The sequence below is a fragment of the Camelimonas sp. ID_303_24 genome, assembly GCF_053543495.1.
The window spans coordinates 1-13005 of record NZ_JBLLJM010000018.1 but is presented as its reverse complement, the minus strand read 5'-3'; the positions used below and the strand labels follow the sequence as shown (position 1 = coordinate 13005).

The 13005-nt window shown below is 61.8% G+C and carries 10 protein-coding genes; 6 read left to right on the top strand and 4 right to left on the bottom strand.

From position 1 onward, the window contains the following. On the top strand, positions 1 to 3042 hold the full coding sequence (locus tag ACERNI_RS14895) for a cytochrome P450 (protein WP_448834042.1): 3042 nt from the start codon (positions 1 to 3) through the stop codon (positions 3040 to 3042). Positions 3043 to 3158: 116 nt separating this feature from the next. Here ACERNI_RS14895 and ACERNI_RS14890 read toward each other — a convergent pair whose 3' ends face one another. Beyond that, the gene (locus ACERNI_RS14890) at positions 3159 to 3371 is read right to left on the bottom strand and encodes a DUF4287 domain-containing protein (protein WP_448834041.1); all 213 of its coding nucleotides are present in this window, start codon (positions 3369 to 3371) and stop codon (positions 3159 to 3161) included. 387 nt (positions 3372 to 3758) lie between these two features. Here ACERNI_RS14890 and ACERNI_RS14885 point away from each other — a divergent pair, with 387 nt between their 5' ends. Beyond that, on the top strand, positions 3759 to 5015 hold the full coding sequence (locus tag ACERNI_RS14885) for a tyrosine-type recombinase/integrase (RefSeq protein WP_160985201.1): 1257 nt from the start codon (positions 3759 to 3761) through the stop codon (positions 5013 to 5015). Here the strand turns inward: ACERNI_RS14885 and ACERNI_RS14880 are convergent. Both ACERNI_RS14880 and ACERNI_RS14875 read right to left on the bottom strand, forming a co-directional pair. Further along, positions 4993 to 5277 carry a helix-turn-helix transcriptional regulator gene (locus tag ACERNI_RS14880; protein WP_145752293.1) on the bottom strand — a complete coding sequence of 95 codons (285 nt, stop codon included), beginning with the start codon at positions 5275 to 5277 and terminating at the stop codon, positions 4993 to 4995. The two genes, ACERNI_RS14885 and ACERNI_RS14880, sit on opposite strands and share 23 nt — an antisense overlap. Before the next feature lie 156 nt (positions 5278 to 5433). Beyond that, complete coding sequence (locus tag ACERNI_RS14875; RefSeq protein ID WP_448834040.1) at positions 5434 to 6063, bottom strand: hypothetical protein; 630 nt, start codon at positions 6061 to 6063, stop codon at positions 5434 to 5436. 191 nt (positions 6064 to 6254) lie between these two features. Here ACERNI_RS14875 and ACERNI_RS14870 point away from each other — a divergent pair, with 191 nt between their 5' ends. Genes ACERNI_RS14870 through ACERNI_RS14860 form a run of 3 tightly spaced genes read left to right on the top strand, consistent with a single transcriptional unit; the run spans position 6255 to position 9581 of the window. Beyond that, positions 6255 to 7748 carry a recombinase family protein gene (locus tag ACERNI_RS14870; protein WP_448834039.1) on the top strand — a complete coding sequence of 498 codons (1494 nt, stop codon included), beginning with the start codon at positions 6255 to 6257 and terminating at the stop codon, positions 7746 to 7748. Further along, on the top strand, positions 7748 to 8653 hold the full coding sequence (locus ACERNI_RS14865; protein ID WP_448834038.1) for a plasmid partitioning protein RepB C-terminal domain-containing protein: 906 nt from the start codon (positions 7748 to 7750) through the stop codon (positions 8651 to 8653). Before ACERNI_RS14870 ends, ACERNI_RS14865 begins: the two co-directional genes overlap by 1 nt. After that, entirely contained in the window at positions 8646 to 9581 is a 936-nt protein-coding gene (locus ACERNI_RS14860; protein ID WP_448834037.1) for a plasmid partitioning protein RepB C-terminal domain-containing protein, read from the top strand. The genes ACERNI_RS14865 and ACERNI_RS14860 overlap by 8 nt, the downstream gene beginning before the upstream one ends. A gap of 202 nt (positions 9582 to 9783) precedes the next feature. Here ACERNI_RS14860 and ACERNI_RS14855 read toward each other — a convergent pair whose 3' ends face one another. Next, the gene (locus tag ACERNI_RS14855) at positions 9784 to 11313 is read right to left on the bottom strand and encodes a hypothetical protein (protein ID WP_448834036.1); all 1530 of its coding nucleotides are present in this window, start codon (positions 11311 to 11313) and stop codon (positions 9784 to 9786) included. A 290-nt stretch (positions 11314 to 11603) separates the two neighbouring features. Between ACERNI_RS14855 and ACERNI_RS14850 the strand changes: the two genes are divergently transcribed. Further along, positions 11604 to 12935, top strand: coding sequence for a tyrosine-type recombinase/integrase (locus ACERNI_RS14850; RefSeq protein ID WP_448834035.1), 1332 nt, complete (start codon positions 11604 to 11606; stop codon positions 12933 to 12935). The last annotated feature ends 70 nt before the right edge of the window (positions 12936 to 13005 follow it).

The window sequence follows — 13005 nt, the reverse complement described above, 5'->3', positions numbered from 1 at the left end:
ATGACGGATATCGACCTTGGCGACTTCGCGCTTTACGCCAACGGGATCCCTTACGATCTCTTTGCCCGGTACAGGCGCGAGACGCCCGTGCGCTGGGTCGCGGAGCCAGCGCGCGGCAATTTCGCCGGGGGGCCAGGCTTTTGGGCCGTGTTCCGCCATGTCGATATCCAGACCGTCTCACGTCACCCGGAGATCTTCTCATCCAACCTCGGCGGCACGACCCTGCGGGACCTGCGGCCCAGGGACCTGGACGTCGTCCGGAACATGATGCTGAACATGGATCCGCCGCATCACACGCGGATGCGGAAGATCGTCAGCCGGGCGTTCACGCCCCAGGTGGTCAACCAGTTGCGGGATTCGATCGCGGACCACGCCCGCGAGGTCGTCGACGCGATCGTGGAGCGCGGCTCGGTTGATTTTCTGGAGGAGGTGGCCGCCGAAATGCCGCTGCTGGTGCTGGCGGACATCTTCGGCTTCCCTTCCGGCGACCGGCAGATGCTGCATCGCTGGACCGACACGATGATCGCCTATGACGACCCGGACGCTGGCCCGGCGGAAGCGGCGGCGATCATCGCCACGGTCAAGGAGATGTTCGCTTACGCCTCGGCGCGCACCGCCGAACGGCGGGCCAGCCCCACAGGCGATGTGTGGAGCCTGATCGCCAATGCCGAACTGGATGGCGAGCAGCTGAGCCAGGGGCAACTCGACCGCTTTTTCCAGTTGCTCGTCATCGCTGGCAACGAAACAACGCGCAGCCTGATCAGCGGCGGCATGCAATTGCTCAGCCAGCATCCGGACCAGCGCAGGCTGCTGCTGGACGACATGAGCCTGCTGCCTGGCGCCATCGAGGAAATGCTGCGGTTTGCCCCACCCGTTATCCAGTTCCGCCGCACCGCCGCCGTGGATACGGAACTGGCGGGACAAAAAATCGCGCGCGGCGACAAGGTGGTGGTGTTCTACGCCTCCGCCAACCGGGATGAGACGGTCTTCAGCAATCCCGACGTTTTCGATATCCGGCGCGGGCCCAACCCGCACCTGTCGTTTGGAGACGGCACGCATTTCTGCCTTGGCGCCAATCTGGCCCGCATGGAGGCCCGGGTAATTTTCACGGAGCTGCTGACGCGGCTGCCGGACCTGGAAATCGTTGGCGAGCCGGAGCGGATGCGCTCCAATTTCGTTGCCAACTTCAAACACATGCGGGCAAAATTCACGCCAGGCAGGCGCCTGGGGCCGCTTGCGCGCGAAGCTTCGGTCCCCGCCATCAGGGCCGAGACAGCTTCAGTTTCAGCTCCGGCGCCCGGGGCCAGCCGGCATGGCGCGCCCCTGCTGGTGCTCTACGGCTCGAACTTTGGCGCGGCGGAAGACATCGCCCAGCGGATTGGCGCCGATGCTGATGCGCATGGTTTCGCCACCACCGTCGCTGCGCTGGACGACTACGCCGGCAAGCTCAGGGCCGGGGACACCGCGATCATTGTCACCGCGACCTACAATGGCGCGCCGCCCGACAACGCCGCCCGCTTCGTTGAATGGCTCGGGAGCGGCGCGGAGCCGCTGGAAGGCGTTCGCTACGCCGTGTTCGGCTGCGGCAACCATGAATGGGCCGCCACGTTTCAGGATATTCCCCGCAAGGTCGATCATCTGCTCGAACAGCGCGGCGCCCGGCGCCTGCATATTCGCGGCGAAGGCGACGCGGCGGACGATTTTGACGGCCAGTTGGAAAGCTGGCGCACGCCGCTGCTGGCGAAAGTCGCGGACGCCCTTGGGGTCGCGCTGGAAAGCCAGACGGCGGGCCCGGCTTTCGCCATCGAGATTGTTCCCGGCGAGCGGCAAAGCCCATTCGTGACCTCGCTCGGCGCCCTGCCCATGCGCGTTCTGGTCAATCGCGAGTTGCAGACAACGGATGCGCGCGATCCGCTGGCTCCATCGACCCGCCACATTGAACTGGCGCTGCCGGAAGGCGTCAGCTATCGCGCCGGTGATCATCTCGGGGTTATTCCCCACAACAACCCGACGCTTGTGCACCGGGTGGCGGCGCGTTTTGGCTTTGAGAAGGACGCGTTCATCCGCATCCATGCGCGCAATGATCGACGCACCTTCCTGCCCGTTGGCGAACGCATCTCGGTGCATGCGCTGCTGTCGGACTATGTAGAGCTTCAGGACACCGCCTCGCGGGCCAATATCCGCGCCATGGCCGCGTGCGCCGTCTGCCCGGTAACCCGCGAAGCGCTGGAAAATCTGGCCAGTGACAATGATGACGCCTATCGCCGGGAGGTGCTGCTGAAGCGCACAACGGTGATCGACCTGCTGGAGCGCTTCCCGGCCTGCCGGCTGCCGCTGGAGAGCTATCTGGAAATGCTGCCGCCGCTGGCGCCGCGCTACTACTCGATTTCATCGTCGCCGACCGATGGGCCTGACCGGTGCAGCATTACGGTGGGCGCGGTGAAGGGGCCAGCGCGATCCGGCCAGGGTGTGTTCGCCGGCGTCTGCTCCAGCTATGTGGGCCGGCAGGCGGGAGATGATGTGATCTATGGCTTCGTGCGCGATACGAAGACCAGTTTCTACCTGCCCGACGATCACGCCACGCCGGTCATCATGATTGGGCCGGGCACGGGTCTGGCGCCATTTCGCGGCTTCCTGCAGGAGCGCGGCGCAGCGCAGGCGCGCGGGGAGCGCATCGGGCGGTCACTACTGTTTTTCGGCTGTCGTCACCGTGACCAGGACTTCATCTATGCCGATGAACTGAATGCTTTCGGGCAGGCCGGGGTCACCGGGCTTTGCCTGGCCTTCTCCCGGATGCAGCCGGAGAAGGTTTATGTGCAGGACGCGATCCGCGCGCAGCAGGACGACGTATGGTCGCTGCTGGAGGCGGGCGCGATCATTTACGTCTGTGGCGACGCCAGCCGGATGGAGCCAGGCGTGCGTCAGGCCCTCACGGACGTCATCGGCGCGAAGCTCGGCGTGGACGCCGCCGCCGCGACCAGACAATTCGACCGGCTGCGGGCCGACAACCGCTATCGCGTCGACGTCTGGGCTTCCGGTTAAAATGGTTCCGACCAGACGGGACCGTCTGGTCGACCAGCATTCGCCCAAAACAGGGCGGCTGGAGCGGTCCCGCTCCATCTTGACCGGAAATGGCCCCGGAACGCGCACCGATGGGTTTATTTGTTCGCTTCGGCCAGCGTATGCGCCACGATTGCGTTGGCGTGCCCGTGACCCATTTGATGGTCGTCCTTCAGCATCGCAACCAGTTCCATGTGCTTCGCGGGAAGCCGCTGGCGCACCAGTTCCTTCCATTCGCTGATGGGCCGCCCGTACTTTTTCTCGATCGATGGGAAGTAGGAGGCCGGGCCCTTGACCACGTCATCAACCATGATTGCCGCTTTCGCTGTTTCCAGGACGCGGACAATCCGCGCCCTGCTTCCACAATAGAAGGGGAATAATTTTTGCCCCTCCGGGCGTATCCGAAATCACGCTATAATACGACATAAGTTAATGAAAATGCTAAAAAAATCTCTCTGAGACTTTCAGCATCTATCGCCGGGTTAGCCTCCCGTTTGACGGTATGGCTGGCGGTATGGCGCGTCTTGTCTCAACCGAAAAACGCATATACCGTCAGGGGCAAGAGAGCTTCTGACGGTATATTTTTTGGCCTAAACACCTGTAAGTGCTGGATAAAAATCCTGTCAGGCGGCCCAATTTTGGCCTGACGGTATAATTGGGTGCTCTCCTGCATTTTTTGACCGATCTGGAGGGTGCAGATGCTGACCGACACCGCCATCAAGGCACTGAAACCAAAAGATAAATTATACAAGATTGTGGATCGTGACGGTATGTACGTCGTGGTCCAACCTTCAGGTTCAATCGTGTTCCGCTTGGACTACCGGCTCAACGGCCGTCGGGAGACCTTGACGTTGGGTCGTTATGGCCCGGCGGGTCTGTCTCTGGCCCGGGCGCGTGAGAAGCTGATTGATGCCAAGCGCGCGATTTCCGAGGGTCGCTCGCCGGCGCAGGAAAAGCAGCGCGAGAAGCGGAGGATCAAGGAAGCCAAGAGCTTCGGCCAGTTCGGTGAACGCTGGCTTCAGGAAGCGAGGATGGCGGACAGTACGCGCGCGATGCGGCGGTCGATCTTCGAGCGCGACATCCTCCCGGCTTTTCGCAATCGACTGCTAACCGAGATCCTGCCGGAGGATTTGCGCGGGTTGTGCGCGAAGGTGAAGGAACGCGGGGCGCCGGCAACAGCGGTCCACGTCAGAGACATTGTGAAGTTGGTTTTCGCCTTCGCCATCCTGCACGGGGAGAAGGTCGCCAACCCGGCCGACGAGGTTGGCCCATCGTCGATCGCGACCTTCGTGCCGAAGGACAGGTCGCTATCTCCCGCGGAGATCCGCATCATGCTCGGACAGCTTGAGCATGTCCCGACGCTGCCGACGATCCGTCTCGGAATAAAGCTGATTCTGCTCTCGATGGTGCGAAAGAGCGAATTGCAGGATGCAGTTTGGGACGAGGTCGATTTTGAGAACGCCGTCTGGTCGATCCCCAAGGAGCGAATGAAGCGCTCGAAGGCGCACAACGTCTATCTATCGCAGCAAATGCTCGACATCTTCATCGCTCTCAAGACCTGCGCCGGTAACTCGAAATACGTCCTGCCGTCGCGCTACGACGCTGACGCGCCGATGTCGCGGGCCACGTTCAATCGCGTCACGACGGCGGTGGTGGTGCGGGCCAAGAAGGAAGGAATGCCGCTGGAGTCCTTTACGGTTCACGATCTCCGACGCACCGGCTCGACTCTGCTGAACGAACTGGGCTTCAACAGCGACTGGATCGAGAAGTGCTTGGCGCACGAGGATGGCCGATCCTCACGGGGCATCTACAACAAGGCGGAATATGAGCATCAGCGCCGGCACATGATCCAGGAATGGTCCAACATCGTGGACGCTTGGGTCGTGGGGGAGAAATACACGCCGACCCTTTATCCGCCGACTATGGACCTGCTTACGCCCGAGCCGGATGTTTGATGGGGCGGGTCTTGCGAAGCTGGACATCGGGCATGGGGGCGCGTTTCACGGTTTTCGCGCGCGAGGCGCGGCGGCGCTCCTCGAGCCAGGCTTCGACTTCGGCGAGGTCCCAGACCACGCAGCGAGACGTAAGATAGAAGCGCTGCGGAAATTCACCGCGCTGCTCCATGTCGTAGATGGTCGTGTCGGCCAACGGGACGATTTGCCGAAGCTCATGGCGCCGGATGGTCCGTGTCACGGCGGGAGGTTCTTGTGATTTCATCAGAGGAGTCCGTCAGCCATTGGGTTCAACGGATAGAAGTCGATAGACGACGTTTAAAGAAAGCCCGGATTGAGAGGCGTAGAACGGTATCGCGCTCTGGCGTGCATATCGGATGAGGCGCGGCCCTCGCCGCACCCAGCCAGACCTCCAATCGATTCATTTGGATGACCGTCGATACCGGCCTTTCCGGCGTGAGCCGACGTAGCATATGAGACCTGCCGCCTTGAGCGCGGCGATGTCCCGACGCGCGGTTTTCAGGCTAACCGCCCACATTGCCACAATATCCCGTGCGTCACTTCGACCTGCCGCGACTCGGTCGAGAAACCAGTGCTGCCGCTCGTTGAGTTCGGCCCGATCAGGGACATTTATAGGGTCGCGTTCAGGGACACGTTCAGGGACATTTTTCCGCGCGCCCGTTGCCGATCGTCCCCCTGCGGCTTCCCCGGCGGCATAGGCTTCGCGCGCTCTGACCAGGGAAATGCGATCCACTGGCCCGGTCAGCGGGATGGCTGCCGGCCCATCAATCAGGCCGAGAACGAAGGCCCTGATGACTGGGGACGAGACCACCAGCCGCAGGAAATAGACGCTGTCTGGCCCGTGCTGGCCTGAGAGCCAGTGCTTGACGGTTCGCTCGCTTGCGTCCGTCTGGCGCATGAGCTGCTTAATCGCGCGGCGACTGTCGCCATGCTCTTTGCGTAGCAGCTCAGCGATGGTCCGCGCATAGACTTCGCGTCCGCCAAGAACGCCTGTCCATAGGGGTAATTTCCTGCCCGTTTTCGGCAACATCTTCCGTTTTCTCCGCAGCTAAACTGTTCCAGTGCGGAGTGACGGCAGAGCCCCGTCATGCGCTGCGGCGGTAGGTCGCCCGGACCGCCGCAGGCAAGTTCGTGAGGCGTAATGTGATGAGCCGGAGAGATTACGATAATGAGCGGTCAGAGCAGCCCGAACGTCCTCTTCGGGCTGCCGAATACGTCCGCATGTCGACGGATCATCAGAAGTATTCGACGGAAAACCAATCCGACGCGATCAAGCACTATGCCGAGGCGCGCGGAATCGAGATCGTCTGTACCTACGCCGACGAAGGAAAGAGCGGGCTCAGCGTCGATGGCCGTGATGCGTTCAAGCGGCTGATCGCGGACGTCGTGGAAGGCCGCGCCGACTTTGAGATGATCCTCGTCTACGACGTGAGCCGCTGGGGGCGCTTCCAGGACACCGACGAAAGCGCCTACTACGAATATATCTGCAAGCGCGCCGGCGTTCGTGTCCAATACTGCGCCGAACAGTTCGAGAATGACGGAAGCCCGATCGCGGCCATCATCAAGGGCGTGAAGAGCGCCATGGCCGGGGAATATAGCCGTGAGCTTTCCGTCAAGGTTTTCGCCGGCCAGGGGCGCCTGATCGAGAAAGGGTATCGTCAGGGAGGCCCGGCGGGTTTTGGACTACGGCGAACGCTCATCGATGAGCACGGCGCTATCAAGGGATGTCTTGAACGGGGCGAGCAGAAGAGTCTCCAGACTGACCGCGTGATCCTGACACTCGGCCCGGCCGAGGAGGTCGATCTGGTTCGCGAAATCTACCGGGCGTTCGTCCATCAAGGGTATAGCGAGAGCGAGATCGCGGCCGATCTCAACAGACGGGGTATTTCCACCGACCTTGGACGACCCTGGACCAGGGGAACCGTCCACCAGATTCTCATCAACGAGAAATATGTCGGCGACAACGTATGGAACCGCCGCTCTTTCAAGCTGAAGAAGAAGCGCGTCCGGAACGATCCCGGTATGTGGATCAGGGCACAGGATGCGTTTGCGGCCGTCATCGAACGCGAACTGTTCGAGGCGGCCAGGACCATCATCGGTGTGCGCTCCTTTCGGCTGAGCGATGAAGAGATGCTGCAATCTCTGAGGGCGCTTTATCAGCAAAAAGGTTTGCTCTCCGGCATCGTCATCGACGAATCCGATGGGATGCCGTCCAGCAGCGCCTACAGCTCCCGCTTTGGCAGCCTGCTTCGCGCCTACGGTCTCGTGGGCTTCACGCCGGATCGCGATTACCGCTACGTTGAAATCAACCGCGAACTGCGAAAGCTCCATCCCGGCATTCTTCGTGAGGTGCTCGATGGATTGCGGGCAACGGGCAGCGATGCCTGGCAGGATATCGAGGCCGACCGGATAGTCGTCAACGGTGAGTTCAGCGTCTCGTTGGTGATCGCGCGGTGCATCGAGACGCCGACCGGGCTCCTTCGGTGGAACCTGCACTTCGATACCTCGCTCGCGCCCGACATCACGATTGTCGCGCGGATGGATAGAGCCAATCGCGCGCCGTTCGACTTCTATCTGTTCCCCCGCATTGACATGCTCTTCGAAAAGCTGCGGCTAGGAGAGGAGAATGCGCTCGCGCTCGATGCCTACCGCTTCGACGACCTTGAGCTTCTCTATGACATCGCCGCGCCTGTTCCTCTTGGGGAGGCCGCCTGATGCCTGCTGTTCGACCGAACAAGATCGAAATGATCCCTATCTCCCGGATCACGGTTCTGAACCCTCGCGCACGCAACAAGCGCCAGCATCTGGAGATCGTGAACAACATCGAAGCCATCGGCTTGAAGAGGCCGATCACGGTGAGCCGCCGCGATGGCGCAGGCGGGCCGAGATATGATCTCGTCTGTGGTGAGGGCCGGTTGGAAGCCTTCCAGATGCTTGGTCAGACCGAGATTCCGGCCGTGGTGATCGAGGCCAGCGAAAGCGAGTGCCTCGTCATGAGCCTGGTCGAGAATATCGCCCGGCGCACGCCGCGGCCCATCGACCTCATGAAGGAGATCGGCGCGCTACGATCTCGCGGTTACAACGACGCTGCCATCGCGGAGAAGATCGGTGTCGGGGCATCCTGGGTGAACATGATCGCGTCGCTACTCGAGCGTGGCGAGGAACGGCTGGTGTCCGCCGTCGAAACCGGGCTCATTCCGATCACCTTGGCAATGGAGATTTCCAAAGCCGAAACGGAAGAGGCGCAGAACCTGCTCCTCGATGCCTATGAGACCGGCAAGCTTCGGGGCAAGAAACTCGCCGCGGTTCGACGTCTGCTGGAAATGCGGATGCGCAGCCAGCGCAAGGGTGGATTGCCTGTCGGGCGGTTAGGCCGAAAGGGCACCGGCGTCCGTCGGATGACGGCCGCCGATCTCATGCAGGTCTATCAGCGGGAGGCGGAAAAGCAGCGTCTGCTGGTCAAGAAGTCGGACTTCACCCAGACCCGGCTGCTGTTCGTCGTCGAGGCGCTGAAGGATCTGCTTGGCAATGACGGTTTCATCAATCTGTTGAGGGCGGAGGGGCTGGCGACCATGCCACGCGCGCTCAAGGTCCGTGTGTCGGGAAACGATCATGACTGAAGAACCGAAGGATCGGGATGACGGCCGTATCCATTTTGGCTTCGACCGCGATTTTCTGACGATCCCCGTCGCTGCGATCGTGCCGCTGAAGACGTTGCCGCCCGGCGCCAGGGAGAGCCGATCCTATTCGCAGGTGCTGAGTTCGATCAAAGCGATCGGCCTGATCGAAGCGCCCGTCGTCATGGCAGACGAAAAGAATGCCGGAACCTGGTTTCTCCTCGATGGTCATCTGCGGCTTGAGGCGCTGAAGGAACTCGGCATCTCCGAGGTCGAGTGCCTGCTTGCGGCTGACGACGACACCTACACCTACAACAAGCGCGTCAATCGCATACCGCCGATCCAGGAGCATCGGATGATCGTGCGGGCAATGGACCGGGGCGTGTCATCGACCGACATCGCCGCAGCCTTGAACCTTCAGGTCGAGTCTGTGCTGCGGCGTTTCCGGCTCCTGGAAGGGATCAGCCCCGAGGCGGCCGAGATGTTGAAGGATACGCCCTGTTCGATGAAGGTGTTCGACATCCTGCGCCAGATGACGTCGGTCAGGCAGATCGAAGCCGCAGACCTGATGATCGGTCAGAACAATTTCACCGTGATGTTTGCGCGTGCGCTGCGTGCGGCGACGTCCGAGAACCAACTCGCCGCCACCCGCAAAGGAAAAGGGGGAGGCAAGCCAACGCCCTCGGGCCAGCAGATCGCCCGCATGGAACGCGAGTTGGCGGCGCTCCAGACCCAGGTGAAGTCGGTCGAGGAAACCTACGGCATCGACAATCTGCATCTGACCGTCGCCCGCGGCTATGTCGCCAAGCTGCTGGCGAACAACCGGGTGGTTCGCTGGCTGGCGACCCATCAACAGGACTATCTCAGCGAGTTTCAGAAGATCGCCGAGATCGACACGCTCGGCCCGATCGCGGAAACGCCGGGCGCCTGAGTCAGATATGGGGACCCGGACCCGATAAGCGCGGGGACCATGGGAGAAGCCGCACCGTGGGGCGGATCAAGCATGGTGGTGGGAATGGCGGCGAACCCGCATGAAGCCCACCAGGCTGGTCCACATATAGCCAGCCGCATGAGGGGGCGCTTCCCCCGCATGAGCAGGACGTGCGTGCCGGACGCGCCGGCCGGCACGCACGTTATTCATCGGGATGCTTCTGTCGTGAGAATGCAGACAGATCGAGGGTCAATGCTTGCAGCGACCGCGTCGTTTCCACGTCGTGATGGGTCAGGAGATCGACAAGATCCTCCTGGTCCGGCTGCCCCAAAGCAAGGCGATAGAGCAGCCTCTGCGTCCTCAACTTTGCGAATCGGTCAATATCGCGACTTTGGGGAAGCGCGAACAAATGTCGCTTCAATTCCGCACCCTCCATCGCCCACCAGGGGCTGAGGCCGGTTTTGTCGTCCGCGAACGCCTTGTCGGCGTCGCGTGCGATGATGTCCCACGGCGACGATGCTTGGCCGCGTGCCTGCGCCAACGCTTGTTCGCCTAGTTTTCGGGCGAGCGGTTGTCGGACAGTCAGTCCGCCGAAGCGCTGGACGCGACCTTCTCGTTGCTCCAGGTCAACCGGGCTGGAACAAAGATCCCAGTGGCCCAGCCGGTCGCACCAGCTATGGAAGTCGAGACCTTCCTGTCCGACAGAGGTCGTTGCCAGGACATGGGGCCAGAACGGCGTATTGAACGCGCTGCGGATTTCCTCAGAGCGCGCCGGTGGCGGTTCATTGACATCATGATCCTGCCGATGCGTCTCTGTCTCAGTGCCCCCAAACGGCACCGCAGCGTGACAGCGGATACGGATCTTGTCCTTTTTCTTCGCGCCCTTGAACCCGAAAGTGCCGACGTTCGCTGCGAGCGCCGCCGACAGATCCTCGATCAATCCATCAGGATTGACCTTGGATTTGCGCAGCCAGAAATGTTCGTCAAGGACGGCTTCCAGGCAGCCATCAACGCACGCATTCTGATATTTCTGCGTGGCGTCCTCACCGGGCAAGATCGACCAGAAAACGGGGCGATCCAGATAGGTGCGCAGCCTCGTCCAGCAGAAGCGCACAAGCCGCGCGAAATGCTGCTCCTGGTAATCGAAAAGCTCAGGAAGGTGGCGATAGAGTGCTCGGCCCGTCACGACGCCAGGGGCGCCGAGAGCCATATCCACCAGAGCGTCCAGCTCCCATCGGCTTAGCCAGGTGATCGCCTCGGCCTCTTGGCGCTGCTTGAGCAAGGTTTGAAGTGTTGCATCCTTCGGGGCGACCCGACCCCAGTTCTTCTGGACCGCCGCGAACTCCCGAGCCAGCGGCGCCTTTTGCGCGCGCTCAATGGCCGCGAGGATCGCCCACGCCGGTTTGCGCCGTCGGTTGCTTCGCGCATTCGGAGCCTCCGGCGCGATGGACGGGGGCAGCGCCTGAATGATCTGCTGCCGCGCCCTGGCCCGGATCTGCTTGATCGCAGCCTTGCCCTTCACATCTAGGGGATCGACAGCGCGGATCAGGAAAGGGCTCGGGTGAAACAGGGCGAGCGTGGGGCCTTGGTTCGGCTTCGGGTTCAGGTGGCGTTTCTTCCACGCGGCAGCGTAGGGAAGATTGCTTTTCGCCACGCATTTGCGCTCGACCTCAAGGCTGACAAGGGCTGCCAGGCTTTGCGGTGTGGCCCTGAATCGGCTGAAGATCAGCATCTTGGGCGATTGCGTCACCTTTGCCCATGGGCCGGAAGGCGCCCACCAAGTCAGCGACGGCAACACCCACGGAAGGGCAAGGGCCTCGGTTGGCACAAGGCCGTTGAGGGCACGGAGCTTGGCGCTTCCCCAACCCTCTTTGGGCGGCTTGAAGCAATTGGTGACTCAAAAGCGCTTTTCGGGCCAAAAAGTCGTAAACTTACGTAGTCATTTCAGCGGCTTAACGTGGTGCATCGAATTTACACATGCCTTACACATAAACCCCGTGACCCGGGATGTGAGGCAGGCCAATGGAAAGCCACACCCTCATGGACGGCAAAGTCCATGTGTACCGCCGCGAGAACAGCCGCTTCTGGCAGTGCGCTGTGTTCCTTGGCGGACGAAACCACCGCCAGACCACGCGCCAGAAGAGCCTCGCCTTGGCGATGGATTTTGCACGCGAGTGGTACATGGAGCGGTACGCCGACGATCGGCTGCGCCGACGTGGGCTGCCGTTGCCGACGGACGATGAGCGCGCCGCGGCAGGTGAGCCCCTGTTCCTTCGGCCGAGGCCTAAGGCCAAGCCTGCGGGGCCCACATTCCGAGAGGCGGCCGAGGCCTTCGTGGCCGAATACGGTGTGATCACTCGCGGCGAGCGGAATGCCGAATACGTTGAGCAGAAATCGCGGCACTTGAGGCTGTACCTGCTCCCGTATTTTGGTGATCGACCCCTCGATGAGATCACGGCGGGCTTAATCCAGGAGTATCGGGTTCATAGGCTCAACCCGTCGGAGGTTCCGCAGGATAAGCGCAGCCGGGGCCGGGCGAAGGCGCTGCCGAAGCGTCCGGCTCGCAGCACTATGCACCAGGAGCTCGTAACCCTTCGCCAGGTGCTGAAGACCGCGAACCGCAAGGGCTGGATCGCCGCGCTTCCGGACATGTCGGCGCCTTACAAAGCCTCAGGCAAGATTTCACATCGAGCCTGGTTCTCTCCGGATGAGTACAAGCAGCTCTACGTGGCAACGCGAGAACGCGCGCGCAACCCAAAGAATGAGCGCTGGCGCGGTGAGTGCGAACAGCTCCACGACTTCGTGCTGTTCATGGTCAACACGGGGCTCCGGCCTGACGAAGCGTCGAGGCTTGAGTACCGTGACGTTAGCGTTGTCGTCGACGATGAGACCAACCAACGGATCCTGGAGATTGAGGTCCGCGGAAAGCGGGGTGTGGGCTACTGCAAGAGTATGCCCGGCGCCGTACAGCCGCTCCTTCGGCTCCGGAAGCGGCACGATCCGCGGCCAACGGATCTGATCTTTGGGAAAGTGCAGCGCGAACTGCTGAACACCATTCTGGATGAGCTCGGGCTCAAGACCGACCGGGAGGGCAATCCACGCACCGCGTACAGCCTGAGGCACACCTACATCTGCCTACGTCTCATGGAGGGCGCGGACATCTATCAGATCGCAAAGAACTGCCGCACCAGCGTCGAGATGATCGAGAAATTCTACGCTTCGCACATCAAGAACACCCTCGACGCGTCGGCGATCAATGTGCGCAAGCCTCCTAGAGCGCGGAAGGTCCCTTCCGCGACGAGGCGCGGGCGAACGCCCGAGCGCCTCCCTAGCGAACGCCAAGCTCAACCCTGAATCTGCACCCAGTCCAGGAAATTCAAACGACGAGGCGCGGGGACTGGTTCTGACTGAGGCTGTGTAAAAA